The organism is Thiohalobacter sp. COW1 (genome assembly GCF_016629505.1).
Lineage (GTDB): Bacteria > Pseudomonadota > Gammaproteobacteria > Thiohalobacterales > Thiohalobacteraceae > Thiohalobacter > Thiohalobacter thiocyanaticus_A.
Map to the genome: position 1 here is coordinate 61,993 of NZ_AP024239.1, position 26,286 is coordinate 88,278.

19 protein-coding genes and 1 pseudogene are annotated in these 26,286 nt (G+C 58.7%); 10 read left to right on the forward strand and 10 right to left on the reverse strand.

Features of this window, described 5'->3' with window-relative positions:
- Positions 1-79: 79 nt before the first annotated feature.
- Both COW1_RS00250 and gstA read right to left on the reverse strand, forming a co-directional pair.
- Positions 80-1,144, reverse strand: coding sequence for an alkene reductase (locus COW1_RS00250; protein ID WP_201345006.1), 1,065 nt, complete (start codon positions 1,142-1,144; stop codon positions 80-82).
- Between the two features lie 2 nt (positions 1,145-1,146).
- Complete coding sequence (gene gstA, locus COW1_RS00255; RefSeq protein WP_201345007.1) at positions 1,147-1,773, reverse strand: glutathione transferase GstA; 627 nt, start codon at positions 1,771-1,773, stop codon at positions 1,147-1,149.
- 104 nt (positions 1,774-1,877) lie between these two features.
- Between gstA and COW1_RS00260 the strand changes: the two genes are divergently transcribed.
- The 3 genes and pseudogenes from COW1_RS00260 to COW1_RS00265 all read left to right on the forward strand — a co-directional run bounded on the left by COW1_RS00260 (position 1,878) and on the right by COW1_RS00265 (position 3,275).
- The gene (locus COW1_RS00260; protein ID WP_201345008.1) at positions 1,878-2,291 is read left to right on the forward strand and encodes a helix-turn-helix domain-containing protein; all 414 of its coding nucleotides are present in this window, start codon (positions 1,878-1,880) and stop codon (positions 2,289-2,291) included.
- A gap of 457 nt (positions 2,292-2,748) precedes the next feature.
- Positions 2,749-2,865: pseudogene (locus COW1_RS17205) on the forward strand (DUF1525 domain-containing protein); the annotation flags it as partial.
- 107 nt (positions 2,866-2,972) lie between these two features.
- Positions 2,973-3,275, forward strand: coding sequence for a hypothetical protein (locus COW1_RS00265; RefSeq protein WP_242466461.1), 303 nt, complete (start codon positions 2,973-2,975; stop codon positions 3,273-3,275).
- Here COW1_RS00265 and COW1_RS00270 read toward each other — a convergent pair.
- From COW1_RS00270 to mobH, 4 genes are all read right to left on the reverse strand, one after another.
- The gene (locus tag COW1_RS00270; protein WP_201345009.1) at positions 3,224-3,481 is read right to left on the reverse strand and encodes an AlpA family transcriptional regulator; all 258 of its coding nucleotides are present in this window, start codon (positions 3,479-3,481) and stop codon (positions 3,224-3,226) included. The genes COW1_RS00265 and COW1_RS00270 overlap by 52 nt on opposite strands.
- 177 nt (positions 3,482-3,658) lie before the next feature.
- Complete coding sequence (locus COW1_RS00275) at positions 3,659-4,330, reverse strand: DUF4400 domain-containing protein (protein ID WP_201345010.1); 672 nt, start codon at positions 4,328-4,330, stop codon at positions 3,659-3,661.
- Between the two features lie 19 nt (positions 4,331-4,349).
- Positions 4,350-6,380 (reverse strand): type IV conjugative transfer system coupling protein TraD, encoded by a 2,031-nt coding sequence (traD, locus tag COW1_RS00280; protein ID WP_201345011.1) that lies wholly within the window; start codon positions 6,378-6,380, stop codon positions 4,350-4,352.
- Positions 6,364-8,166, reverse strand: coding sequence for a MobH family relaxase (gene mobH, locus COW1_RS00285; RefSeq protein ID WP_370590878.1), 1,803 nt, complete (start codon positions 8,164-8,166; stop codon positions 6,364-6,366). Before mobH ends, traD begins: the two co-directional genes overlap by 17 nt.
- A 199-nt stretch (positions 8,167-8,365) precedes the next feature.
- On the opposite strand from mobH, the gene COW1_RS00290 reads away from it, so the two are divergent.
- Genes COW1_RS00290 through COW1_RS00310 form a run of 5 tightly spaced genes read left to right on the forward strand, consistent with a single transcriptional unit; the run spans position 8,366 to position 16,998 of the window.
- Complete coding sequence (locus COW1_RS00290; RefSeq protein ID WP_201345013.1) at positions 8,366-10,243, forward strand: UvrD-helicase domain-containing protein; 1,878 nt, start codon at positions 8,366-8,368, stop codon at positions 10,241-10,243.
- A 25-nt stretch (positions 10,244-10,268) separates the two neighbouring features.
- The gene (locus tag COW1_RS00295; RefSeq protein ID WP_201345014.1) at positions 10,269-13,481 is read left to right on the forward strand and encodes a helicase-related protein; all 3,213 of its coding nucleotides are present in this window, start codon (positions 10,269-10,271) and stop codon (positions 13,479-13,481) included.
- A 7-nt stretch (positions 13,482-13,488) separates the two neighbouring features.
- Complete coding sequence (gene drmB, locus COW1_RS16950) at positions 13,489-14,988, forward strand: DrmB family protein (RefSeq protein ID WP_242466554.1); 1,500 nt, start codon at positions 13,489-13,491, stop codon at positions 14,986-14,988.
- 6 nt (positions 14,989-14,994) lie between these two features.
- Positions 14,995-15,318, forward strand: a complete 324-nt coding sequence (locus COW1_RS00305) for a hypothetical protein (RefSeq protein WP_201345016.1) — start codon at positions 14,995-14,997, stop codon at positions 15,316-15,318.
- A gap of 9 nt (positions 15,319-15,327) precedes the next feature.
- Positions 15,328-16,998, forward strand: a complete 1,671-nt coding sequence (locus tag COW1_RS00310) for a nuclease-related domain-containing DEAD/DEAH box helicase (protein ID WP_255534328.1) — start codon at positions 15,328-15,330, stop codon at positions 16,996-16,998.
- A 129-nt stretch (positions 16,999-17,127) separates the two neighbouring features.
- Here COW1_RS00310 and COW1_RS00315 read toward each other — a convergent pair whose 3' ends face one another.
- A complete protein-coding gene (locus COW1_RS00315) occupies positions 17,128-17,538 on the reverse strand; it encodes a very short patch repair endonuclease (protein WP_201345018.1) in 411 nt (136 codons plus the stop codon).
- A gap of 69 nt (positions 17,539-17,607) precedes the next feature.
- Between COW1_RS00315 and COW1_RS00320 the strand changes: the two genes are divergently transcribed.
- Both COW1_RS00320 and COW1_RS00325 read left to right on the forward strand, forming a co-directional pair.
- The gene (locus tag COW1_RS00320) at positions 17,608-18,618 is read left to right on the forward strand and encodes a DNA cytosine methyltransferase (RefSeq protein ID WP_201345019.1); all 1,011 of its coding nucleotides are present in this window, start codon (positions 17,608-17,610) and stop codon (positions 18,616-18,618) included.
- Entirely contained in the window at positions 18,615-19,772 is a 1,158-nt protein-coding gene (locus COW1_RS00325; protein ID WP_201345020.1) for a restriction endonuclease, read from the forward strand. Before COW1_RS00320 ends, COW1_RS00325 begins: the two co-directional genes overlap by 4 nt.
- 29 nt (positions 19,773-19,801) lie before the next feature.
- Here COW1_RS00325 and COW1_RS00330 read toward each other — a convergent pair whose 3' ends face one another.
- From COW1_RS00330 to COW1_RS00340, 3 genes are read right to left on the reverse strand one after another with little or no spacing between them, the layout of a single operon-like run.
- Complete coding sequence (locus COW1_RS00330) at positions 19,802-22,750, reverse strand: type I restriction endonuclease subunit R (RefSeq protein ID WP_201345021.1); 2,949 nt, start codon at positions 22,748-22,750, stop codon at positions 19,802-19,804.
- On the reverse strand, positions 22,737-24,143 hold the full coding sequence (locus COW1_RS00335; RefSeq protein ID WP_370590910.1) for a restriction endonuclease subunit S: 1,407 nt from the start codon (positions 24,141-24,143) through the stop codon (positions 22,737-22,739). The genes COW1_RS00330 and COW1_RS00335 overlap by 14 nt, the downstream gene beginning before the upstream one ends.
- Positions 24,140-26,272 carry a class I SAM-dependent DNA methyltransferase gene (locus tag COW1_RS00340; RefSeq protein WP_201345023.1) on the reverse strand — a complete coding sequence of 711 codons (2,133 nt, stop codon included), beginning with the start codon at positions 26,270-26,272 and terminating at the stop codon, positions 24,140-24,142. The genes COW1_RS00335 and COW1_RS00340 overlap by 4 nt, the downstream gene beginning before the upstream one ends.
- Positions 26,273-26,286 lie beyond the last annotated feature (14 nt).

Below are 26,286 nucleotides of genomic sequence, written 5' to 3' on the forward strand. Positions count from 1 at the left end.
GCCCAGGTATCGGGCGGCTCCCACTCCATGAAGAAGCAGGGGCCGCCGCCGTGGGGAGTGAACAGGCTGGGTTGACGCATCAGAACTCGGTATAGCCCTTCGCACCGGGGGTGTAGAAGGTGTCCGGATCGGGCGCCTCAAGTTCCGCGCCGGTCTTGAGTTTTTGCACCAGGTCCGGATTGGCGATGAAGGGGCGGCCGAAGGCGACCAGATCGCCCTTGCCGGCGTCCAGGTCGGCATTGGCGCGTGTGGCGTCGTAGCCGCCGGAGAGGATGTATTTGCCCTTGAAGGCCGCGCGCAATTTCGCCTTGAGCTCTTCGCTCACCGGTGGCGCGCCCATTGAGCTGTGGTCGACCACGTGGATATAGGCCAGACCAATACCATTGAGCGCCTCGACCAGACGCAGGTACAGGGCATCCACCTCAGCATCCGGCGCCATGCCGTTGAACACGCCATAGGGCGAGATGCGTATGCCGACCCGCTCTGCCCCGATGGCCGCCGCGGCCGCGCGGGCCACTTCCACCGCGAAGCGGATGCGGTTCTCCAGCGAACCGCCCCAGCGGTCGCTGCGCTGGTTGGAGGCGGTGTTGAGGAACTGGTCGATCAGGTAGCCGTTGGCGCCATGCAGCTCGACACCGTCGAAGCCCGCGGACCTGGCGTTCTTGCAGGCAGCGGCGTATTCCTCGATCGCCGCCGCGATGTCCTGCTCCGACATTTCGCGTGGTACGGGATGGGGCTGCATCCCTTCGCTGTCGGTCCACATCTCACCCGGCGCGGCGATGGCCGACGGCCCGACCATGCGGGCGCCTTGCGGCAGGTTGGCCGGATGCGCGATGCGCCCGGTATGCATCAGCTGCACGAAGATACGCCCGCCGGCCGCGTGCACGGCGTCCGTCACCTGGCGCCAGCCGGCGATCTGCGCCTCGGAATACAGGCCGGGGATGCGTGCATAGCCCAGGCCGTTGGGCGAGGGCGAGGTGCCTTCGGTGATGAGCAGCCCGGCCTCGGCGCGCAGACTGTAGTATTGGGCCATCAATTCGTTAGGCACGTTGTCCAGTGCGCGCGAGCGGGTCATCGGCGCCATGGCGATTCGGTTGGGCAGGGAAAGGGGGCCGAGCTGGGTCGATGTGAACAACGTTGTCATTCTCATTCTCCTTGTTGGGCAGCGGGAACCAGGCCTTCTGCGGCCAGCGCGGCCTGGACGGCGGGACGGGCGGCGACGCGGCCGAGGTAGGCGGCCAGCCCTGGCCAGGGCGAGAGGTCGATCCCCACGTATTGTCCCCAGCTGAGCACGGTGAACAAGTAGGCATCGGCCACGCTGAAGTCATCGCCCATCAGCCAGGTCTTGTCCCCGATGAGCCGCTCGACATGTCCGATGCGATCTTTCAGCTGCGCGGTGACGAGCGCCTTCGCGTCGTCCGGGAAGGCCGGGTTGAACAGCGCGCCGAAGCCCTTGTGCAACTCGGTGGAAATGAAGTTGAGCCGCTCCATCAACCGGTAGCGCGCCGGCGTACCCGCCGGCGGTGCCAGGCGCTTGTCGGGCACCTGGTCGGCGAGGTATTGCACGATGGCCGGGCCCTCGGTGAGCACCTGGCCGTCGTCGAGCTGCAAGGCCGGGACATAGCTCAGGGAGTTGATCTGGGTGTAATCGATACCGGTTTCGGTCGTTCCGGCCTGCAGATCGACGCGCTCGAGCTGGAAGTCGAACCCGCCTTCACGCAGGACGATGTGGGGCGAGAGCGAGCAGGCGCCGGGACTGTAGTAGAGTTTCATGAGGTTCCTCCCAGTTTATTTGTGAGTGTTGGTCTTATAAAGTAACCTTGCTATTTAGACAAGAAGGCACACCCACCGCTCATAGTTACCTTGAGAGAACCGACATGACGCCCGACGACCTGAATACCGACGCCGCTTCAGCCCTCGACCCGGCACCTTCGTCCACCGGACACCGCAATTGTCCGGTGCGCGACGTGCTAGATCGCCTGGGCGATAAGTGGTCGACACTGATCCTGGTCACCCTGTCGCAGAGCCCACAGCGATTCAATGCGCTGGCCCGCGCCGTACCCGATATCTCGCGCCGAATGCTGACCCAGACATTACGTCACCTGGAACGCGACGGACTCATCTGGCGCGAGGTCACGCCCTCGACACCACCCTCAGTGCGCTACGGACTCACTCCGCTCGGGGCCTCGCTGATGTCGCCCCTCACCGAACTCATCGCTTGGGCCGAGCGCCACCAGCCCGAGATCGTCGCTGCTCGTGCCCGATTCAATGGACGTATGGCCAACAGCTGAAGGGACAAAGGAATGCGATCAATGCATGCCGCATTGAAGCAGAATTTGACACTCCCAGTTGGGAGGAAGAGTAACTCCAATATCGTGCTTGGCAGCTTCCTCAAAGCTCGGGCGGGGGATTGCTTATTCGGAGCATGCGCCATTTCCCCTCGTTATTTTGTCGCTCGAGCTGATGCCTGGGGAGAAACCACGCCGCACCTTGATCGAGTTATCCGTTCCCTGATCTCCTTTTGTGATTCACGATAGCCATCTCATTCTCCGTGGGCTTTTCGTGCAGATGATCGGGAACAGATATTCAATACGCTTCTTCTTGCCGGTATCGGCTCTTCTCGCTGCCGCAGTTGCACCTGCGGGTGAACTGGTAGACATGCGTCCCCACATCGTCGAGGTATTTACCACGACCGAATCGCCTGTCACGGGTAAATCAACCTTCAACCGGCAGCTGGATTCCACGGGAATGGAGTTCCACATCTACGAACTGGATGGCATCCAGCGTATCGAAACAAAGCTGTCTGATGGCCTTACGGCCGATCCCGAGCAATCCAAGCAAGTTGTGCTGCAGCGTTTCCAGCAACTCCATGAAGAAGATCGCGCGCGGATGCAACGTGCGGCGATGGGTTTGGCGAAGGCAGTGCCGGCAACCGCACCGAAGACAGCTCCGACAACCGCGACCACAAGAACATGGTCTTCAGTGAGACGGATGCCATCGGGCATCCGCTCAGTTCGCTGTCGGGCGTCGTCGCTGGTGTCAGTATGTTTTGCCAGACGGAAGCAACCTCTTTCGTTCCGTATTTCCAATCCGGGCTCGATGCGCTGTCATGGCGCCAGGAAGTGCGGCCAGTGGCTCCTGTTCGACATCGACTGGATCTCCTATCCACCATGAGTAACGAGCAAGGATACCCAATGGGGACGACACACCGAACCACAGTCAATCAATTGGCCAGAGTCTGCCGCTTTTCTATAAGGCTTTTTACCACGGTCTGAAGTTCCTCTGTCGTCTTTCCTGAGGCGTAGGCACTCAACATCGTGTCCACTTCATGGGCCAGCCAGCCGACAGAACGATTGCCAAGGGAAACCCCGGGAGGGAACAAGCCTTCACTGATTCGGCGATAGAGGGTCGCGTGACTCATTCCGGTCCGATTTAACACTGCTGGCTTTCTTTCGATTCGGATTGTGTGGTGCTCAGGCATACGCGATCCAAAGTGGGGGTTGGTGTGCGATTGTTGGTTGCCTCATGAGTTCACGTGCTCCACCGTGCTTTGATACGCAGTTCATACTAACGGTGGGTCGTGCGAGAAAAACCTGGGAAAGCGACAAGACATGTGGGGGCTTTCGCGTTTATTCGCGCAACGCCTGAATAGGTGGGCTCACAGATATTTCTTGAAGTACGCCACGCTTATTCGCACGGTGATCGCGAAGATGGCAACAAAAGGCGGGATCACGCTCTTGGGATCAAGTGGGATGGGTGGCGCCAGGTAGACAGCGCATAGCGCAAATATCGCGATCCACAACGCAAACTTGGCCCGGTGATAGATGAACCCCGACTCGCGGTCGACCTTTGTGCGCCGCAGATACCAGGCTGCGGCACCGTCAACCGCCCCGCCGACAGCGGCCACCAGGAACAGAGGCAGAGATACCAGCAGCACGCCGAGTCGCAGCCCGATCAGCTGCACGCTCCAGTAGAAGGTTTCGGTCAGGTCACGCAGGCCGATGGCCATGCGCTTCGAGATCTCGTCGGCGCTGTTCTCGGTGGATGGTTCGGCCGCCGAGTGCATGAAGCCATCCAGTCCTGTCCACTCGAAGGTGATCCGGTACGCCCACTCGATGACCGTGCCGATGAGCTCAATGGACGGTCCCCCAGCCAGCTCCTCGACTCGGGCTCGCTCCACTATGACCGCCTCTCGCAGCGGTCCCGAACCACGCGGTGCTTCGGGCCAGGGCCAGACGGCGTAGATGAAGTGCACTGCCAGGGTCAGCAGGATGAGCAGGCCGATACCGATAGCCAGCCCCGCAAGCCCGGTGCGGCGACGATTATTCATGCAGTGCCACGTTCGGTGTTCATGCGGCCGCTCCGTAGCGATCGCGGCTCCACTCGGCAATCGCGTTCATGTCCTTGGGCAGGAGCGGGTCGTCGCCGGCGAGGGGCAGCCGCAGCTTGTAAAGTCGTCCGCCCTCGATGAGGGCGAAAGCCTGTCCCTTGGGCAGGCTCACCAGATCGGCCGGCATCAGCATATCGACCTCCGTCTCGGTGAGGCGGTCGGCGTTCTGGGAGGTGAAGTCGACCGGGCTGTCCGGGTCGTTGTTGTCGGTGGTACGGCTCTCCGCGATCTTGGTGTAGACCCGCACCTTGGGCAACTGGTCGGTGAGCAGGCAGGCGGTCTCCTCATTGCGTACGCGCAGCATCACCAGATTGTTGAAGTTGCCGAAGATCTGGCCCGCCTTGGCGCGGTCGCCGATACCTGCCTCCACATCGGAGGCGGTCTGGGTGTAGGCGGTCACCTGAATGCCGGCGCCGCCCGCCTTGTTGACCATCGGGATGAACTCCTTGCCGACGATCTCGTTGAACTCGTCCAGATGCATGTTGATCACCGGGCGGCGGCCTGCGTCACCGGGCAGGCCGTGGGCGTGGCCGTGCTTGTACAGGCGCCCGGCGATGGAGGTCAGGTCTGCCAGCATGGCGTTGCCCACCGCATGGGCCACCTCAACGTCGGAGAGGGCGTCCAGCCCCACGTAGACGATGCCGCCCTCACGGATCACCTTGTTCCAATCCAGAATCGGGCGCGGGTCGCTGGTGTCGTCGTAGTCGGGGGCGATCAGCTCGCCGACACTGCCGGAGGTCAATTTCTCGATGAGCGGCAGCAGACTCGCGGTGAGCTTGTCGAAGTAGGTCTTGTCGTATTCCAGCGTGCTCTTCAGGCTGTCGCAGACCGGATCGTAGAGATTGCGCTCCTTGTAGAAGGTCACCAGCGCCGCGGCGTAGCGGTCGCGGCTCTTGAGTTCCCTGGGCAGGCGCTTGGGGAACTCCTCGTCGGCCGCCATCCGGTCGACCGTCTGCTTCCAGTCCTCCGGACCGTTCTGGTCCAGCCACAGCTTGTAGTAGTCCACCAGCAGTGGCTCGATGTGGGTGACGTAACGGCCTAGGGACTTGAGATCGGGCTTGCGCCCGAGCCCCACCAGGGCCTGGGCGACGGCGTTGGAGAATCGCCAGGCGAACTCCTTGAAGGCCGCGGAGTTGCCCTGATCGGGCAGCGGTGAGGTGGTGCGGGTGGCCACCTCGGTGATGCGGCCGAACTCGCCCACCGGGTTGTAGCGCTCGCTGACCTCGGCGAAGCCCAGGTGGAACATGTGAAACCGATCGAGCCTGCCCGCGCGCTTCGCCTCTGCGAACATGCGGCGCAGCAGGTCCAGGTCACCCTTGGGGTCGACGACGATGACCACCTCGCCGCGGCGGATGTCCTGGGAGACCAGCAGCTCGGCCAGGCGTGTCTTGCCCACGCGGGTGGTGCCCAGCACCAGGGTGTGCCCCGGACGCTCCTCCAACGGCAGCCAAGCGTCGTCCTCGTCCTCAAGCCCGACGCCGTGGAGCGAGGCATCGCCGCCCAATGGCGGCAGGGGGCGTACCGGGTTCCACCAAGCGTTGGTGCGGGTGAGCTTCGACAGCCGTCGCAGCAGGCGCTGCTTCTCCCACTTCAGCTCCAGGGCGCGGGCCATACGGTAGATCGGTCCCGGCTCAAGGTACTTGCGGGCCTCGGGATTGCGGGCTTCCACCAGGCGCTGGCTGTGGCGCTGGTCCCAGCGGAAGCCGCGTCCGAGGAAAAGCCGGGAGGTGGACCAGGGGATCTGGTCGCCGCGGAGCACCCAGCGCGGCAGGCGCTTCAGGCGCGAGCGGTAGGCCAGCACACGGGCTGCCTGGACCGTGCGCCAAACCGCGGCGGCCGCGAACAGTCCAGCGGTCGTGGTGGCCACGCCGGGCATCATGGGGGCGATGGTGTCGGGCTGCAGGAAAATAATCCCACTAAGCCCGGTCAGCACCGTCGCAGGCAGGAGCTCGACGGCGGGTCGGAGGCGGTTATCAAACAGCTTGGCCATTTGCCGCCTCCTTTGAGTTCGAGTTACCGCCATCCTCGGTCAACAGGGTCACTGCGGGGTTGGGGGGAGGTAGTGTCACACCCAGGGCTTTCTCCGGCTCCGGGATCAGCATGACCTTGATGCGCGATTGCTTACGATCTTTGGCCACGCGGCAGGTCCAGATGTTGGTGCCGTCGGGGCGCTTGAGGTGGAGCTTCAGCTTCTGGAACCGCTTCTGCGCCTTGTCCCAGCACGCCCCATCGAAGTCACGGAAGATGCCCGGGGAGATGAGAGCAAGCCCCTCCTGCAGGACATGAATGCGGGCGCGGGCCGTGTTGATCTCCACCCGTCCGCTGGCGATGTTCTCTTTGAGCCAGGCGACAAATCGCCGGCCAGGGTCGTCGTCCTCTGCTGCCTTGTCGCCAGCCGTGGGATGCGCGTCTGTTGAAGGATGAACGGCTTCAGCAGATGCTGAGGCTGCCTGAGTGGTGGGCGTTTTCGCCGCTGAGAGGTCATAGGGCAGGGGAAGGTCGTCGAAATCAACCTCGGGCGCCACCTCTTGTCGGTCGGAGCCGGCAGGCGCTGTGGTGGAGGATGTTTCCGCAGTTTGGTGTTCGTGAGCCGAGTCGGGAACCTCAGCTTCGGTGCTGCCGGCAACAGGCGTCACCGAGCCTTCGAGTGGCGCGGGCCGGCGCTCCGGGTCAGGCCATACCGTCGAGGCCTCCAGCCGGAGCAGAGTGAGCCGATGCGCCCAATCGCCGATTCTGACCTCGCAGGTCCAAATCGCCTGCTCGTCATTGGGGATGAGCAGGCCATGCTGTTGCAGCTCGTCCATCAGCCGGTCATTGCGTGATGGGATGCCTGTCTGGCCCTCGCGGGCAAGGTGCTCCTTGATGGCGTCCAGGACCCGCTTCGAGACTAGCCACAGATCCTCGCCTACCAGGAAGCCGGCAGCACCACGTCGATTGAGGGGCAACTCCTCCTGTGCCAGCAGATGCCGCAGCGTGGTGATCAGGCGGTCGGCCAGCGGCTTTGTCCGTGCTGTCGGCATGCGGACCCGGTCACCACCGGTAAGGTCACGGGCCACCGACAGGCCGTCGGCCCTGGAAACGATGGCACCCAGCGGGCCCGCCTCCTCGTAATCGCCCTGCAGGGTAGCCAGCCAGGCATCCATGGCCTCCGGCTCGCTGGCGAGCCAGCGGAGGCCTTCAACCGGAACGATATGCCCCGCAAGGAGTGGCGTCAGGCGCTCATGGCGCCGGTACCGCCGCCTAGCCACGAACTCGACCCGGTAGTACCGGGCCGGCAGCCTCATAGGCCCGTCGGTAGGGTTCCACTGTCCCAGTGGCGCATGGTCGGCACCAAACAGGGTGACCCGCTGGTCAGCGAGTGGTTTTCCGATGTCGTGAAGCAATGCCGCACTGACACAGGCGTAGGTCCACACATCCTGAAGGCGTGCCAACTCCTCAGCGGATGCCCCCGGTGGCAGGAGCGCACCCCTGCGCAGCTTCATCGCCTCAAGGGCGACCTCCAGAGCATGACTCAGTAGGCCTCCAGGTCCAGCATGGTGGTGTGCTTCGGAGGCGGGCAGCTGCTGAACGAACCCAGCCAGGGCCTCGAACATGGGGCGGTAGAGCCTGTCCCAGTGGCTGTCGGGGACACCGATGAGGGAGCGGGTGGAGTCGAGTGTGGCCTGATGTGGAGACAGCAGTACCTTCCCTGGGGCGACACAGAGCCACCTATCAGAAGGGGTTGCCTCGTCAAGGGGAGTACTGCGATGGAACAGGCGGCCTAGCATGGGCCGCATGTTTCCTTTGCATAGTTCGGGAGTCTATGGATAATTCAGATAGGTTGGAGGCGGAATTTTTCTGTGCAGTTCGCTGATGGGTAGACTTCTCGACCCCGTTGTGTGATTCGATGATCCAGTCATTCCATGAAACACATTGTGGATATGGCAAACGTTGTTGGGTGTGATGTTGAAATCAAGGAAGGACGACAAAGCTTCGATGCAGACATGGGACAGTGACCAGGAACTCGTTATCACTGCCCTGCCAACGGACAGGCTTGTCGTCGATGCAGGCCCCGGAACTGGCAAGACCGCGGTAGCCTGCGCGCGGGTCGCCTACCTTATCGATGCTGAAGGCTGCGAACCTTCTGATATTTGGCTCATCAGTTTCACCCGTACTGCTGTCGCCGAACTTCGGCAGCGCATCGCCACGTACATGGAAGATCCCGAGGATGCATACTCTGTCCGTATCGCGACTCTGGATTCCCATGCATGGAGTCTGCATTCCGGTTTCAGTCCCGAAGCACGGCTGGATGGGAGTTACGACTCCAACATTGCCCAATTCACGGACACGTTGCGTCAGGATCCTGAAGTTCAGGAGTACGTGGGTTCGATTCGTCATCTGATTATTGACGAAGCCCAGGACATCGTGGGTATACGGGCTGAACTGGTGGAGGAGATTCTGAAGCATTTGCATGACGAGTGTGGTGTTACCATCTTTGCCGACCGTGCACAGTCCATTTACGGCTTCTCCTCCGATGATGTTGTTGACGAAGTCTCCGGTAGCGAAACGCTCATTGAGCGACTTGGAAAAGCCGGTGCGGACAGCGCATTCGATCATCTGGCTCTTAGTCAGGTGTTTCGTACTGACTCGGAGCGACTTCTTCAGATATTCTCAAACGTGCGCCAGCGTGTGCTGGAGGATGTGTCGGATAGCGCCAGCAGATTCCGCGATGTGGCTGAAACCATCAAGCAGCTCGCCGACGGCGAACCGGATGAAGAGTTCAGTGATGAGCTGCGAGAGCGCAACGACCTGTTGATACTGTATCGTCGCCGGGGCGAAGCGTTATTTGCGTCGTCACAGCTCAGGCAACGTGGTGTCGCTCACCGCCTCCGCATGTCCGGACTGCCCATCTGTATTAAACCATGGGTGGCACTCTGCCTCGCTGAACATGTCGAACCGACTCTTTCGCGCCAGCTTTTTTCAGAGCTGTGGAAACGAATGCCAGGGTGTCACGGTGATGAGGAGGCGGCATGGGCGGCTCTAATCCGCTACGGGGGGAAAACCGCCAGCCTTGTGGATATGGCCAGATTGACCTCCGTGCTTGGCCGAAATCGTCCCCCTGCAGACTTTTGCGTGCCGGACCTCGGCACGTCTGGCCCGATCGTGGGGACAATCCATGCGTCCAAGGGCCGCGAGGCACCAACAGTACACCTGATGATCCCACCGTCCCGCGGGGCTTCCGAGTCCGGCGACCTGGACGAGGAAACTCGAGTCATTTTTGTGGGAGCTACACGTGCGAAAACTGAGTTGCTCGTGGGAGAAGGCGACAAGCGTTTTTATCAAAGCCTGGACTCCTCCGGGCGGGTGTTCCGAAAGCTGAAGTCAACTGGAAGCTTCCCACGAGCCCAGGTCGAAATTGGACACGAGGGCGACATCGACGCAACGGGCGTAGCTGGCACAAAGCGGTTTTCGGAAGCATCGGATGTGCAGCGAGCTCAGGAGCGACTCAGGCGTATTGAACTTCCGCTTCATGCGCGCGCAATTATGCAGCATGAGAATGAGTTTGCTTACGCGATAACACCTGAAACTGATGACGTAATGCCATTGGCATTTCTTGCCGACCAAGTGAATAAAGATATGTTTGATATTGGTCGTCGGTCTGCCGAGCGATCGGAGTCCCGCAAGATACGTCCTCCAGACAAGATTTTTCATCTTTCGATAGTGGGGATATGCTCTCTCATTGTCGCACCCGACTCAGCTGAAAGAGAAAGCCTTCATTATCCGTGGTCTGAAAGTGGGATCATGCTGGCGCCCGTGGTGATCGGTTTCACCACCGTGAGTTTTCCGTTCCAGAAACACAAGAAAAAGTGGTAAGTCTATCGGTTGCCCGGAGGAATATGTGGACAGGGACATTATACTCGAACGTTTGTCGCAGGACCTGATGGGGCCATTCGAGGAGCTTGAAGAACTCCAGGATGCCAGACCATCCGATGTATATCTCACAGGCATACTCTGGCCGAAGCAGTCTGTAATGAGCGGGGAAGAGGATGACCGACTGGCCGCTGCCGGAGCCGGGGAGGATACAGAAGGGCCGGACCCTGAAGAGGAACAAGTACCACCGGCGAATCAGATGCGTCCGTCGGTCGCTGGATTGTCCTTTGCGGTCAATGCGGGGCCTCCGCATGTACCCACTATTTCCATTATTGTCACGTTTGGCACCTATGTAAAAACGGACGTTGCCTGCGATCCCGCGGATGCTTCTCGCGGCAAGACTGCTATATGGAAACGGCGGCACCATCACATCAGGATCGGGCCTATCATCTGTCCACATGAGCCTTTGAGTTTTCCACTGGCTGCCTCTTCAGAAACAGGTATTCCTATTTCCGCATTGACGGATGCAGATATGCCTGAAGGCGTGCGCGTCCATATCCGTTCCGTTCCGTGGGACGAGAATCGACTGGTCACGGTAACTCTTGTGAACGATTCACTTCCCGACTCCGCAGAGGGGCGGGCCGGCCGGGAGCGGGCAACGCTGTTCCAAACAGCAATACGGGTGGAGACCGCAGAAGGGACAATTTTCGTCGCGAGGCCATCGCGTCGCGCAGTCATTGATGATGAAGACAAGTCCCTTGCACTACTGTACCGAAATGCACGGGAGTTCGCGGCAGGGCATACATGCTCTGCCGAGTGGGATGAGCCGGAGGACGGCTCAGTCCCGTCGTGGGTTGGCTCAACCTGGATACCAACAGCTGTTGTACGGGCCGTCAGCAGTGCCGGTCATGAAGTGTTTGCATCTCTCCTGTCAGGCGAGAACCCGCTCCTCTCATTGGAATGGTTAATTGCTGCGAATAGAGAACAATTGGTGCAAGGCCTCAAGGGCTTTGTCGAAGCATACGGGAACTGGATCGATCTTAAGTCTGCCACGGTACATATGCTACCCACCGATATGCGGAATGTAGCAAACGATAATCTGCGTCAGTGCCGCGAAGTCAAGGGACGCATGCTGGCCGGGGCGAGCTTAGTTGGTAGTGATGAAAGAACATGGCAGGCCCTAAAGCTCGCGTTCATAGCAATGAGGCTTCAGTACACCTGGGGCCGCGGCAAACCAAGTCAGGGCCGCTTCACTTGGCGTCCATTCCAGCTGGGATTCATCCTGCTCTCGATTCCATCAATCGCCAGCCGGGAAGAACCTGAAAGGGCGGTTATGGACCTGCTCTGGTTTCCCACCGGTGGGGGAAAAACGGAGGCCTATCTCGGTCTCGTCGCGTTTACTGCCTTTCACCGCAGACTTCTAGGGGGGGATGATGAAGCCGGGGTGGCTGCTGTCATGCGTTATACGCTGCGGCTGCTCACTACCCAACAGTTCGCACGCGCTGCCGCTGTAATCCTCGCCTGCGAGACAATTCGGCGTGGGCGTGTGTCGGATGTTCCGGAAGGGCTTAATTTGGGGCAGGCTCCCTTCTCAATCGGGCTCTGGGCGGGCGATGCCGCAACCCCCAACCGTTACGATGATGCTCGCAAGTCTCTTCAGGGCAGCATGGAGGTCTCATCGCCAAAACAACTTGCAGTATGCCCGGCGTGTGGAACGGTTTTGCGTTGGGAGGCTGATGATAACCGCAAAGCGATATTGGCCAGATGCGTGAATGATTCGTGCATTCTTCACGACGAGTCACACCTCCCCGTGTGGACAGTGGACGATGACATCTACCGCGAGCGCCCGACTTTGCTCATCGGCACAATTGACAAATTTGCACAAATTGTCAGGAAAAAGGAGATTAACAGGCTTTTCGCAGTGAATTCCGGATCGCCGCCCGACCTTGTGATCCAGGATGAGCTTCACCTGATATCGGGGCCGTTAGGTACTGTAGCCGGCCTCTATGAAGTTGCAATTGACCTTATGTTCTCCAGGGAGAACAGGCGGCCAAAGATCATTGGTTCCACTGCAACCATACGCCGTGCATCAGAACAGGTCAGGGCGCTGTTTAATCGGGACCTGTGTCAATTCCCTCCTTCAGGTATAGATTCTGATGACTCCGGATTTGCAGTTGCTGAGCCGGTAACGCAACGTGCGCCAGGCCGGAGGTATGCAGCGGTGACAACTGCTGGGCGTTCTGCCAAGTTCACCTTGCAGGCGGTTTCAGCGTCTTTGCTGCAAAGTGCCGGTTCCCTGTCCGACAGCACCAGCCGTGATCACTATGGAACCCTGGTTTCATACTTCAACTCGTTGCGTGAGCTTGGGGGAGCACTGGTACTGATGCAGGACGACGTGACTGACTCAGTAAAGATGCTTGCGAAACGCCGTAGTGAGAACCCCAGGGGGTTGGAGAACCTTCAAGAGCTGACATCCAGAAGAACACAGGCGGAGATCCGGGAGATGCTCGATATGCTGGAGGTGCCCGCCGATCAGCCGGGCACGGTGGACGCTGTGCTTGCCACAAACATGCTGAGTGTCGGCGTCGATATACCACGCCTCGGACTGATGGTAGTCAATGGTCAGCCCAAGGGGATATCTGAATATATCCAGGCTACCAGCCGTGTAGGGAGGGGGAGTGTCCCGGGGCTTGTGGTTGCCGTTCTGAACAATGCAAAGGCAAGGGACCGCTCACACTTCGAGACGTTCCGCACTTGGCATACGACATTGTACCGCGATGTTGAGGCGACGAGCGTAACTCCATTTGCATCCCGTGCGCGTGATCGGGCTCTCCATGCGATTCTTGTTGCGCTATGCCAGCACATGGTGCCGGGCATGTTGGATTCCCCGAGGATTGATGCAACGAACGAGGCAGATGTCAGACGGATTGTTGACGAAATCACAGCCAGAGCAAGGGATGTGGATGAGACGGAAACTGATGTGCGGGCGGAACTGCTTCGTTTGGTTGAGGTTTGGAAGGCTAGAGAACCGGAGCAATACTGGAACGACTATGCACCAAGGAAATCATTGCTGCAAAGCGCTGAACGTGCTGCCGCGAAACGCACAATGGGCTGGAGTGAAGGGGCCGCATGGCCGACGTTGAATAACATGCGGAACGTTGAACCGGCCACGCCTTTCAGACTGGTGCCGGCGCTTCGTAATCCCAACAAGGGCGCACAGGAGGACGGTCATGGCAAATGATATAGGAATGTTGCGCCGTAGTGCCGTGGCGTCCACATTCGGACCAGGTGCGGTGGTCGATTTTCGGGCTGGTGGCGCACCGGTTTCGGTTGTGGTCGCGGGACTTGAGGAGTGGGACAGCAATTTTGGCCCCGCTGGTTTGGCAAATCCTCAAAGCACACGAGAGCCACGCCTACAGCAGAAACTTGGTGTTGCAGGGTTCCGGTTGCCACCAGTGAGCTTGGGAGATCTGGGTGTCCACAACACAGGGAGTGCGGATGATCGCAAACGGCTGATTGGGGTACGTTTCCCGCGTTGGCTTCAATGCCCTCAATGTGACCGGATTGCACCTGTTGAAAAGTGGGCAGATGATCCTGGCAAGCCTGGACGCCGCTGTGCGAGATGTACCAACAAGCAGCCAGGGACGCAACCTGTTTACGTCATTCCTGTACGCTTTGTTCTGGCCTGCGATAAAGGTCATCTTGACGACTTTCCCTGGCACTGGTGGGTGGGACACAAACCGGACTGTCCACGGAAGAAGGGATTCCTGAGGCTGAAATCCGAAGGGCCAGGGTTGGCGGGCCTTATCGTAAGTTGCCCGGAATGTGGCGCCCGAAGATCGATGGACGGAGTATTCAATCAGTCCACGTGGGAAAGTCACAGTTGCGGTGGATACAGCCATTGGCTTGGCACAAGGGTGGATGGATGCAAGGGCGATGTTCGTGCAATGCAGCGCGGCGCCTCCAATCTGTATTTCCCTGTTGTAGAGTCGGCCCTCAGCATACCCCCCTGGTCTGACCAGTTGCAGGAGGCGCTTGGAATGTTTTGGGGTACGCTGGTAAACACTGAGCCATCGGATCGCGCCAAGTTCATCGGGATGCTTGCACAGGGAGAACTGCGGGTCGTCCTGGACGAATTGCACATGACACCGGAGCAGCTTGCAGCAGAAATAGAGAACAGGGTCCGGATTCTGGCGCAAGAAGGTGGCACGGATATCCGAGGCGAGGAATACCGTCAGTTCACATTAGGACTGTCCGGGCAGGGTCTTCCAGACAGGGAGTTCGAGACACGGGGAGAGACGGTTCCCGCGGAACTCGGCAGCTTGGTTGCTAAGGTGGTCCGCGTTGTGCGGTTGAGGGAGGTTCGGGCTCTCCGAGGGTTCACTAGAATCAATCCACCCGACGGTGAAGACAGCAATGTTGCGCCGATCTCTCGTGGTAATCTCGATTGGCTGCCCGCGATAGAGGTGCGGGGTGAGGGGGTGTTCATCCAGCTGGACACTTCAGCCGTTAACTCATGGGAACAGCAGGACGTAGTGCAAGGGCGGGCAACGGTGCTTGATGAACGTGCTGTTGCAGAGTGGACAAACCGGTACGGCGCCGGACGGCCTCCAAGAATTGTGACCCCACGCCTACTGCTTGTGCATTCGCTGGCGCATGCTTTGATGCGGCAACTGACGCTCTCCTGCGGCTACTCAAGCGCATCGTTGCGTGAGCGGCTTTATGTCAGTGAAGGTGACGACGAGTAACCTGGGATGGCTGCACTTCTGATATACACGGCCACAACTGACGCTGATGGCACGCTTGGCGGATTGCAGCGCGAAGGGATGCCGGAGCGCATCGGCAGCACCTTTCATGCCGCGATAAGGGCAATGGAATGGTGCTCTTCAGATCCACTGTGCATCGAGGGGGCGATGGCCACCGCCCAGGGATTGTCGCTTGCAGCCTGTCACGCCTGCCTCTTGGCCCCTGAAACATCCTGTGAGGAGTTTAACAGCCTGCTTGATCGAGCGATGTTGGTGGGTACGCCGGATGCACCAGAGATAGGCTTCTTTACATCAATACTGAAGGGGGACTGAATGGCTAGGATGTGGCCGCGGGAGCTGCCGGACGAGATTCTATCCAATCCGCTTCGTTCTTCCGAAGTACGGGTATACATGGCATTAGCCTCGTCGCTTGATGACAGTTATGTGGTGTTCTACTCGCGGCCGTGGCTGGGTTTGACCTGGGACGGACGTGAAATCGATGGTGAATGTGACTTCGTCGTAGCGCACCCTAACAGGGGGATGCTGGCCATCGAAGTAAAAGGGGGTGGAATTGAGTACAATCCTGAGGAGGAACGTTGGTTTTCTGTAGATCGTTATGGCTGCAGGCACAACATCAAAAATCCGGTTGCACAAGCCCGAACGTCAAAACACGAATTGTTACGTAAGCTCAGAGAGGACACGGCATGGCGCGGTCGCTACATTAGAGCAAGGCATGGTGTCATCCTGCCGGACTGCCTGCCTTCTTCTTCGGACCTCGGTGCCGATATGCCAAGAGGCATTTTTTGCTTCGCAGATCGATTTGAACGTGATTTGCCCGACTGGGTACAGGAGCGTTTGGGCGGTGCCTCCACCACGAAAGAGGAGCCGCTCGGGGATAATGGCATCCGGGTACTTGAGAGGCTGCTTGCCAAACCTTTCAGGCTGCGAACCTCACTCGCTCCCTCTCTCCGTGAAGATGCCAGAGTACAGGATTACCTGACAACGCAGCAGTACCACATCCTCTCCATGCTTGACAGCCTGCCCAGAGCGGCAATTGCGGGCGCCGCGGGTACAGGAAAGACAATCCTTGCGGTGGAGAAGGCGCGTCGCTGCGCAGATGTCGGGATGGCCACACTTTTCGTGTGCTACAACAGACCGCTTGCGACAGCCGTTGCCGAATTGCTCACGGGTGTCTCTGTTCGCGTCGAAACATTCCATGGTTTGTGCGCTTGGATGGCGAAGGAGGCGGGAATGGATATCCCCAAGGGCGAGTCATCGGAACAGTTGTTTGACGATATATATCCTTCACTGCTCGCGGACTCTGCAGAGCTGAGACATGATATCCGATTTGACGCGATAATTGTGGACGAGGGCCAGGACTTCATGAGTCACTGGTGGGCTGCGATCGACGCTCTTCTGGAACCCTCACCGGGAAGCAATCTTTATGTCTTTTTTGACAGCAATCAGCGAGTATACGGGAGTGTGCCGTCACTTCCCGGCGACGCATCATTGCTGCCCATACGTCTGACCCGGAATCTACGGAACACGAAAGCCATACACGCTACGGCATCGGCATTCTACGAGGGTTTTGCTATCCAGGCTGCGGGCCCGCAGGGCACAGAACCTGAGTGGTTTGTGGTTGAACCTGCCAGGATCCCAAAAGCAGTAGCCGAGAAGGTGACCGAGCTTGTCCGCCATGAAAAGGTCGATCCGGAATCAATCGCTGTTCTGGTACCGAATCGAAGCGTCCGGGACGAGCTCATCGAAGACAACTGCTTGGGAGCCTATCCGGTCCACGAGGCGGGGAATAGAGGAACTCATTCAACCCTAACCGTTGACACGATACGGCGGTTCAAAGGCCTGGAAAGCCCAGTGGTGGTGCTGGTCGTCCCTGAAGCACTGACGGAAGAATTGGCTTATGTCGCATTCTCCCGCGCGAGGAGCCACCTGACCGTGATTGGTACAGACGGGCCGGTGAGCTATCTGCGCAGCGTCATTGAGTCGTCAGAGTAGGCTGGAATGCGTCTTCTAGGACGTACCGTTCCGGCGCTGCACACTTGGATGGTGCTCCCAGAGGCGGAATCTGAGTTGTGCAGCCAAGAGGTTCAGGTATATTGGTTGAGTGCCGAGTACACCTGCGCATCAGGTCTGCGTTTCATTGATCAGGCTTCGGATCAGTGAGACGCATGCGTCCAGCGAATCACGCACTTCATGCTCCCAGATTCGCTGGACATGCCAGCCCATTGCGGTTAGTTGCCGGTCGACTTGCCGGTCACGTTCCACGTTTCTGGCAATCTTGTTGGCCCAGAACTCCGCATTGTGCTCGGGTGCCTGGAAGTGCTCTGGGCACTGATGCCAGAAGCAGCCGTCGACGAAGATGGCCACCTTCTTGCCAGGAAAGATGATATCGGGGCGCCCGGGGAGGTTGCTCCTGAGCCGGTATCGTAAACCAACGGCCCAGAGGGCTTTGCGCAGCACCAGCTCCGGCTTGGTGTTCTTCCCCCGGATACGGGACATGCATCGGCTGCGTTGTTCGGGACTCAGAACATCCATAAGCCTGGTGTGTTGCTCGGACTTCTGCTAACTTGGCAATTAATATATAGTATCGCTTATGTACATGATATGCATAAAAATATTGAAAAAACAGCTCCCATGAAGTTTGTTGATCTCTTTTGTGGGGGGGGCTTTGGCGCCCGCGGCGCGGTTCGGGCTGGCGCGAAGCCGATACTGGCTGTGGATGCCTGGGATGTCGCGGCGAACACCTACAAGGACAACTTTCCGGATACCAAGGTGATCTGTTCGCCCATTGATGACCTCGCCCCTGAGGATTTGGCAAAGCACTACAAACCAGATGTTCTCCTGACCTCGCCGGAATGCACATCACATTCGATCGCTCGTGGTGCTCGCCCAGCCTGTGAGAAAAGCCGTGAGACGGCAATAGGGATTGTTCCATGGCTGGAGTCGATGTCACCGCGCTGGCTGATAGTCGAGAATGTGAATCGCATGAAGAAGTGGGATCGCCACAACGAGCTCGTACGGACGGTTGAGTCGTCTGGCTATACAGTCAGCGATCTCTACCTGAATGCCGCCGACTTCGGGGCTCCCCAGTCACGTAAACGCATGTTCTTGGTTTGCAGCCGGCACGGCTTGTCTATCAGCAGGGACGAACTGCTGGACATCCATAACAGGACCCCAAAAGACGCCGCATCGATTATCGACTGGTCCGGGAAATACGCGAGCCAGCCTCTGTATAGGAAAGGCAGGGCCAAACCAACCCTTGAGCGTGCCGAACGTGCAATGGCCGAGCTTGGGGAGGGTGTTCCATTCATCGTTGTCTATTACGGGTCGGATTACGCCGGTGGCTGGCAGTCGATTGATGTGCCGTTGCGGACGGTCACGACAATTGATCGATTCGGCTTGGTCACCTGGAAGGGCAAGACGCCTTATCTTCGGATGTTGCAGCCGCCTGAGCTCCTGAAAGCGATGGGTGCCGGTTTGGTGCATGAGCTCAACCATGGTAGCCGCCGTGACAAGATTAAGCTTTGTGGTAATGGCGTCTGCTCGCCCGTAATGGAGGTCATTTTCAGGCGGATTGCGCAGATTGACATAATCAGGAAAAGCAAGGCTGCATGATAGACAGTAATCTGTCTGAAGTGGACTTGGTCGTCGATGAGGTGTATGGCGGCTCACGTAATGGAAATGCATCCGATGACCCACTTCCTGCGTTGATGGGTGTCGACTGCGGTGCAGGGTTTCGCCATCTTGGCAAACGGCCCGACACCGACACGCTCAATATGCTGGTACTGAAGACCAATTTCAGTGATATCAACTGGCCCGATTCTCTGAATCGCGAGACCGGTGTTTTCACCTATTACGGAGACAAGCACGAACCAGGTGATCTCCACAAAACGCCGCGTCAAGGTAATGCGATGCTCCGAAGCCTTTTCGACTGTGCGCACAACCACCAATATACCCAACACTTCCCGCCAATATTTTTGTTTGGCAGCACCGGCCAGTATCGCGATGTCCAGTTTTTGGGGCTTGCGGTACCTGGAGTTGAGGGCATGAGTGCAGATGAGGATTTGGTTGCGGTCTGGCGTACCACCAGAGATCGTGGACGATTCCAGAATTACAAGGCCAGCTTCACTGTCCTTGATGTTGCAACAGTATCGCGTCGTTGGATTTCGGATATACAGAAAGGCAACCCAACGTCGTCACCCCACGCACCAAAGGTCTGGCTCGACTGGGTAAAGGCGCGCAAGCTCCGTGCCTTGAAATCCAGCCCCACATCATCAAGGCGTACAAAAAGCCAGCAGCTTCCCCAGGACGCCAAGGACAAGGCTCTTGTAGCCGCAATATACCAGCGTTACAAGGAACGGCCGACCGATTTTGAACGGTGTGCGATGGAGATTGCCCGCCTCGTGATCCCAGATATACATCAGTGGGAATTGACCCGCCCGTGGCGTGATGGAGGGAGGGACGCCACAGGAACGTACCGCATAGGTGCATCGGTGGGACATATTGATGTCGAGTTTGCTTTGGAAGCAAAGTGTTATGCCGATGTGCATGGGGTTGGCGTAAAGGAGTTGTCCAGGCTTATTTCGCGACTGCGGCATCGGCAATTCGGGATACTGGTCACAACGTCATATTTGGCCGACTCTGCCTACAAAGAGCTCAATGAGGACGGGCACCCGGTGGTTGTTATATCCGCCTCTGATATTGCCAACATCACCAAGCAGAAGCTGGGTTCTTTGGAAGCACTGACCGCATGGCTTGACCGGATTTAGCCGTCCAACCCTTCCTTGATTGGGAAAGGTTATGGTGCTGCTTGGTAGGTCGCGCCGAAGATGGTGTCGCCTAACCATTTCTTGAATGACGGGTTGTCGCTGAATTGCTTGAACAGCTCGGTGTGGTCGGACAAGAGGTCGATCATGACGCGTTGCAGCGCGGCGTCGTGCTCGATCCGGGCGGTCTTCTTGTCGTTGTTCTTCATCGCGTTCTGGTAGGCCGCGTCAGCCGCCACCTTGGCCGGGATCTCCTCGGCGATGACCTTGCGGATCTTGTCGCCGTCTTTCCACTCGATGTTGCCGAACTGGTCGTTGAACGCCTTGATGATGTTGCTCAGTTGGTCCAACTCGGGTTCCGGTTTGCGGCCACCTCCGCTGGTCGGCACCGGTCCGACTTCGGCATCCTGATCCGCAAGACCGATCTTCAGACTGGTCTTCACCTCGACACGGTAGCTGTCCATGTCGATGGCCTCCAGGATGCCCCGGGACAGATCCTCTTCCTTGGGCGCGGGAAGCTTCGGGATCAGGAAGTTCAGGAAGATCGACAGCTTCTCCCAGTCGGCATTCGAGTACGGGATGATCGAGGCCAGAAAGCCGTAGGTGCGGACGAAGGCCTTGGCCTTGCCCTTGAAGTCCACCTGGCCGTCTTCATCGAGATCGGTGTTGTAGGTGGCCACGCAGGCATCCAGGATCGGGTCGAGCTTGTCGCGGTCCGCGCCGTTCAGGTAGAGCCCCACTAGGTCGTCGATTTGCGCTTGCGAATAAACCTGGTAGCCGTCCAGATCCGACTTCAGATCGTGGAGCTTGTTGGGGTCGGTCTCGTCACTGAGGATGGTGGTGCGGTAATAGGGCTCGAACGATTTCTGGATGGTCTCCGAGTCATTGTAAAAATCGAGCACAAAGGTGTCGTGCTTCTGCGGATGGGCGCGATTGAGGCGCGACAGTGTCTGCACCGCCTTGATGCTGGAAAGCGCCTTGTCCACGTACATGGTGTGCAGCAGCGGTTCATCGTAGCCGGTCTGATACTTGTCGGCGACGATCAGGAAACGGTACGGGTCCTGCTGAACCTTGTCCGGGATCTGACTGCTGGGAAAGCCGTTCAGGGTCGCCTCAGTGACCTTTTTGCCGCCGTACTCGTGCTCCCCGGAAAAAGCCACGATGGGCTCGTAAGGGCTCTTGCGCTCCTTGAGGTAATCCTTGAAGGCGTGGAAATACTGGATGGCCCGCACAATGCCGTTGGTGATGACCATGGCCCGGGCATGGCCGCCGATCTTGCGGTGGCCGATCACCTGGGCATGGAAGTGGTCCACCATGATCTCGGCCTTCTCGCGGATGGCATGATCATGGGACTCCACATAGCGGCGCAGCTTTTTCTGGGCCTTGTTGGCGTCGAAGAGCGGGTCGTCCTCCACCGTCTTGGCCAGGCGGTAGTAGCTCTCCACCGGGGTGTAGTTCTTCAGCACATCAAGGATGAAGCCCTCCTGGATGGCCTGTTTCATGGTGTAGCTGTGGAACGGGTGGTGCTTCACGGTGCCGTCGGGTTGCGGGTCCGGCTCGCCGAAGATCTCCAGGGTCTTGTTCTTGGGGGTCGCGGTGAAGGCGAAGTAGCTGGCGTTGGTCACCATCTTCCGGCCTTCCATGATCTTGTTGATCTTGTCCTCGACCGTCTCTTCCTCGTCGCCATAGGGCGCGGTCTCTTCCAGTACACGGTTCATGGCGGCGGTGGTCTTGCCACCCTGGCTGGAATGGGCCTCGTCAATAATGATGGCGAACTTGCTCTTGCGGTGTTCGTCGCCGATCTCATCGAGGATGAACGGGAACTTCTGCACCGTGGTGATGATGATCTTTTTCCCGGCCTTGAGGAATTTGCGCAGGTCGCCGGAATGTTCGGCATGGCCGACGGTGGCGGAAACCTGGGCAAACTGCTTGATGGTGTCGCGGATCTGCTTGTCGAGCACGCGCCGGTCGGTGACCACAATGACCGAATCGAACAACGCCTTGCTCTCGTGCTCCAGCCCCACGAGCTGGTGCGCCAGCCAGGCAATGGAGTTGCTCTTGCCGCTGCCCGCCGAGTGTTGGATCAGATAGCGCCTGCCGACGCCGCTCTCGGCTGCATTAGCCAGCAGCATGCGCACCACCTTCAACTGGTGGTAGCGAGGGAAGATCTGCTTGTACCTCTTTTTGCCGGTCTTCTCGTCCTTTTCCTCCACCACCTGGGCGTAGTTTTCCAGGATGTCGGTCAGACCCGCCTTGGAGAGAGTCTCCTTCCACAGGTAATCGGTGGCGAGCCCGGCTGGGTTGGGCGGATTGCCAGCGCCGTCGTTGTAGCCCTTGTCGAAGGGCAGAAACCACGAGCCCTTGCCCTTGAGATGGGTACAGAAACGCACCTCGTGATCGTCCACGGCAAAGTGGACGGCGCAGCGGCCGAACTGGAACAACAGCTCCTTCGGGTCGCGGTCGCGCTGGTACTGCTGCACGGCATCGAGCACCGTCTGCTTGGTGAGCTTATTCTTGAGTTCGAAGGTGGCGATGGGCAGGCCGTTGATGAACACGGCCATGTCGAGGGAGAGCGCGGTCTCGTTGCGGCTGTAGCGGAGCTGGCGGGTGACGCTAAAGATGTTGGCCGCGAACCGTTCCGCCGCCTTCACGTTGCCAGGCGTCGGCGTGCCGTAGAAAAGGTCCACATGGGACGGGCCGTGCTTGATGCCGCCACGCAGCACATCCACCAAACCGCGCTTGGCGATCTCGCCCTGCAGGCGGTGCAGGAACTGGGTGCGCTTGGGGCCTTCCTCGTCGATGCCGAGCGCCTCATAGGTGTCGGGCTGGGTGGCGGCGAGAAATTGTAGCAACTTGGCCAGGTCGACGGCGTGTTCCCGGTCGTAGTCCTGCGGGTCGCCCTGGAGGTAGCCTGCCGCCTCCACGAGGGAGGCGACGATGATCGATTCCAGGCCCTTTTCGCTGGTGTCAGTCGGTTTCATCCATATCCCCCTCGTCATCGATCACGTCATCGGCATCGGCGGTGTCCTCTTCCAGCGCCAGCAGTTCGTCCTCGGCAACCTCCGGCACCTCGATGCCGCGCACGTCCACCTGACCGGTGACCACATCGGAAATCAGTCGGGTGCGGTATTCGCGCATCAGCTCGATCTCACGCTCGGCCCTTGAAATCGCCTGGCTGATCTCTGCGCACTTCTCGTTGATGTGAGCAATAATCGCCCGCTGTTCCTCCAACGGCGGCTTGCAGAAAGAGACTGCGACGAGCTTTTCTCTGGTTAAATGCGCAATGCTGACCCGATTGACAATCGCCTTAAAAACACCTTTGCCGCCGAAGGCAGAAAACTGATACAGGAGAAAGAGTGGCAAAATCTCTGCACCGGCAGTGACTTTGTGAACCGAATTCTGTATATAGCACTCTTCAAGTTCGTCCTTCCAAATGCATGCACGGCCGACCTCGCCACCTTCACTTACCAAAATATCGTTTTTCGATATGCGGTACTGCTCCATCTCCGCCGGTGAAAACCACATGGAAGCGACATCGGAAAGGTTCACTTCAAACCACTGAATGTTGGCAGACCGCAAATAAGGCTTGAGTTGATCGTCTTTTGAGGGAGACGTTTTTAACATCTTTCCGAGAACAACATTGGCTATGGTTTTGAGCCGTCTGGCCTCCCAATGCTCCGGAATATCTCCGATCCATTCCACGCCGCTGGGCTTGAGTTTGACGTTGGGATCAAGCCCCCGGGTCACGGCCTGGTTGATGACGTTCTGCTTCTGCTCCTTGAGCAGTTCGATGAGCCGCCGCTTGTTGCGGATGAATTTACGGAACAAGCGGTCCTGCGCCTTCAGGAATCGTGCGATGGTCTGTTGCTCTTCCTGCGGAGGGCAGACCACCGGCATGCTCAGAAATTTATCGGGATAGAGCCTGAGCCGTGAAGAGCGAATGCCCGTTGACCGGCAAATATATTCCGACCGATATCCTTCAATCCGCAACAGATGATCGAGATAATAGTTATCGTAGGCCTGGTTGCTTCTTGGCCGGTAAACGCCATAAGCGGGGCTTACAATTCCAGCATGATTCGAGACACCGAGTGCAGACATCCAGGCCCACATCGTATTGATGACCAGATCGCCTGGTTGGCAGCGTTTTTGGCCGACATTCGACTCGGCCTTGAACATGGTTACGTTCTTCTGGCTGCGGGGTGTCACTCCCGTGATGTGCGACACCGAGAGCATTTCTTCGTCGCCTGCCTGGGAGCGTTCATCGATCTCTTTGAAGTAATATTTTGCCCGCTTCTCAGGCCAATGCGCGGGAATGCTCCCGACCCAGCTCACACCCGCGTCCTTGTAGTCTGGATAAGGGGCCAGCTTCATTATTCAGCCTCCCCGACAATCTGTTCCAGCAGCCCTTCGGTTTCCTGCTCCAGGGCATAGATGTCATCCTTAATCTCATCCAGGGTACGCATGGGCGCTGGCCGGTAGAAATGGCGAGTGAAGGAGATTTCATAGCCCACCAACGTCTTGCCCGGGTCGATCCAGGCATCCGGGGTGTAGGGCAGCACCTCGCGCCGGAAGAATGCCTCGATGCCGCCTTCTTCCAGCAGCGGCACCTGCTCGCTGTCGCGCAGGGCGGTATCCGGCTCGTATTCGACCACACAGGTCTTGCCGTTCACCTCGGTTTCGAAGAGACCATGGATGGGATCGGGTGTGGCCTTGCCGGGTTTGTAAATCTTCTTCAGCACCGGTGCGGCGTCCTCGCGGGTGTCGCAGAGTTCGCTCTGCAGCAGCTTCTTGCGCTTGGCAGTGAGCTTGACACCGTGCTTGTCGGCATCGACGTCGCAGGCATTCATGAAGGCATTGAAGTCCAGGTGCGGCCCAGCATCGAGAGCATCAGCCACGCGGCGGGCCAGGTTGACCAGCGGCTCTTCTTTGGCCTTGGCGCAGGTTCGCTCGAACCGACCCACCCGGGCCGGGCTCAAGTCAACGGCGAGGCGCAGCGGGCGGTCCACCGTTACCTTCCAGTAGCCGAAGGCCTCGTTGGGGAAGATCTTGGATTTCTCGGTTTCGACCGGATTGACCACCAGGTCGCAGATGGCGCGGATGTGTTCCTCGGAGTATTCGCAATTCTTCTTCCCAAGATTGCGGCGCAGCGGAACGTACCATTCGGTGGCGTCGATGAGTTGGACCTTGCCTTTGCGTTCCTCGCTCTTGCGGTTGGTCAGCATCCAGATATAGGTGGCGATGCCAGTGTTGTAGAACATGTTGTCCGGCAGGGCGATGATGGCCTCCAACCAGTCGTTCTCGATGATCCAGCGGCGGATGTTGCTCTCGCCCTGACCGGCGTCGCCGGTGAAGAGCGATGAGCCGTTGTGAACCTCGGCAATGCGGCTGCCGAGGCGGGTGGTGTGCTTCATCTTGGAGAGCTTATTGACCAGGAACATGAGCTGCCCATCCGAGGAACGGGTGATCATCTTGTATTCCGGGTCGCCGCCGTGCTGGGTGACAAAGCGCGGGTCCTTGATGTCACCCTTACCGCCCAGTCGTTCCAGGTCGGTTTTCCAGCTCTTGCCGTAGGGCGGATTGGAGAGCATGAAGTCGAATTCCTGCGACGGAAAGGCATCGCTGGAGAGCGTGGAGCCGTACTTCATGTTCTCGGCCTCGGCCCCTTCGCCTTTGAGCAGCAGGTCGGCCTTGGAGATGGCGTAGGTTTCCGGCTGCACCTCCTGACCGAACAGATGGATGGAGACATCCTTGTCGTGACTCTGGGCCAGCTCGGCGAGGCGCTCCTCCGCCACGGTCAGCATGCCACCGGTGCCGCAGGCCCCGTCATAGACAAGGTAGGTGCCCGATTCGATGTCGTCGGCCACCGGCAGAAAGATCAGGTCGGCCATGAGCTTGACCACGTCGCGGGGCGTGAAGTGCTCTCCGGCCTCTTCGTTGTTCTCTTCATTGAAGCGGCGGATCAGCTCCTCAAAGATGGTGCCCATCGAATGGTTGTCGAGCGCCGGAAGGATCTCGTTGCCGTCCACGTCCTGCACCGGTTTGGGGCTGAGATTGACGCGGCCGTCGAGAAACTTCTCAATCAGGTGGCCGAGGATGTCGGCCTCGATCAACGTGGGGATCTGGTTGCGAAACTTGAACTTGTCGAGGATCTCCTGGACGTTGGGTGAAAAGCCATCCAGATAAGCTTCGAAATCGGCCTTGAGCTGTTGTTGCTTGGCGCGGTTCTTCAGGTCGCGCAGGGTAAAGGGCGAAACGTTGTAAAAGGCCTCGCCGGAGGCCTGGCAGAGGGCGGCGTGTTGATTGGCGATCCCGGCCCCGTCGAGCTGCTTCTTCATGCCGAGCACCTTTTCCTTGCTCGGCTCCAAGAGCGCGTCAAGGCGGCGGATAACCGTCATCGGCAGGATTACGTCGCGGTACTTGCCGCGTACATAGACATCGCGCAACACGTCGTCAGCGATGCCCCAGATGAAGTTGACAATGGAGTTGTGGGTCTGATGATTCATCTTACGACTTATTC

What these genes read in the sequence shown, in the direction of transcription:
- COW1_RS00250 (WP_201345006.1), bottom strand. Translation starts at nt 1,144, where the DNA reads ATGACAACGTTGTTCACATCGACCCAGCTCGGCCCCCTTTCCCTGCCC.
- gstA (WP_201345007.1), bottom strand. Translation starts at nt 1,773, where the DNA reads ATGAAACTCTACTACAGTCCCGGCGCCTGCTCGCTCTCGCCCCACATC.
- COW1_RS00260 (WP_201345008.1), top strand. Translation starts at nt 1,878, where the DNA reads ATGACGCCCGACGACCTGAATACCGACGCCGCTTCAGCCCTCGACCCG.
- COW1_RS00265 (WP_242466461.1), top strand. Translation starts at nt 2,973, where the DNA reads ATGGTCTTCAGTGAGACGGATGCCATCGGGCATCCGCTCAGTTCGCTG.
- COW1_RS00270 (WP_201345009.1), bottom strand. Translation starts at nt 3,481, where the DNA reads ATGCCTGAGCACCACACAATCCGAATCGAAAGAAAGCCAGCAGTGTTA.
- COW1_RS00275 (WP_201345010.1), bottom strand. Translation starts at nt 4,330, where the DNA reads ATGAATAATCGTCGCCGCACCGGGCTTGCGGGGCTGGCTATCGGTATC.
- traD (WP_201345011.1), bottom strand. Translation starts at nt 6,380, where the DNA reads ATGGCCAAGCTGTTTGATAACCGCCTCCGACCCGCCGTCGAGCTCCTG.
- mobH (WP_370590878.1), bottom strand. Translation starts at nt 8,166, where the DNA reads ATGCGGCCCATGCTAGGCCGCCTGTTCCATCGCAGTACTCCCCTTGAC.
- COW1_RS00290 (WP_201345013.1), top strand. Translation starts at nt 8,366, where the DNA reads ATGCAGACATGGGACAGTGACCAGGAACTCGTTATCACTGCCCTGCCA.
- drmB (WP_242466554.1), top strand. Translation starts at nt 13,489, where the DNA reads ATGTTGCGCCGTAGTGCCGTGGCGTCCACATTCGGACCAGGTGCGGTG.
- COW1_RS00305 (WP_201345016.1), top strand. Translation starts at nt 14,995, where the DNA reads ATGGCTGCACTTCTGATATACACGGCCACAACTGACGCTGATGGCACG.
- COW1_RS00310 (WP_255534328.1), top strand. Translation starts at nt 15,328, where the DNA reads ATGTGGCCGCGGGAGCTGCCGGACGAGATTCTATCCAATCCGCTTCGT.
- COW1_RS00315 (WP_201345018.1), bottom strand. Translation starts at nt 17,538, where the DNA reads ATGGATGTTCTGAGTCCCGAACAACGCAGCCGATGCATGTCCCGTATC.
- COW1_RS00320 (WP_201345019.1), top strand. Translation starts at nt 17,608, where the DNA reads ATGCATAAAAATATTGAAAAAACAGCTCCCATGAAGTTTGTTGATCTC.
- COW1_RS00325 (WP_201345020.1), top strand. Translation starts at nt 18,615, where the DNA reads ATGATAGACAGTAATCTGTCTGAAGTGGACTTGGTCGTCGATGAGGTG.
- COW1_RS00330 (WP_201345021.1), bottom strand. Translation starts at nt 22,750, where the DNA reads ATGAAACCGACTGACACCAGCGAAAAGGGCCTGGAATCGATCATCGTC.
- COW1_RS00340 (WP_201345023.1), bottom strand. Translation starts at nt 26,272, where the DNA reads ATGAATCATCAGACCCACAACTCCATTGTCAACTTCATCTGGGGCATC.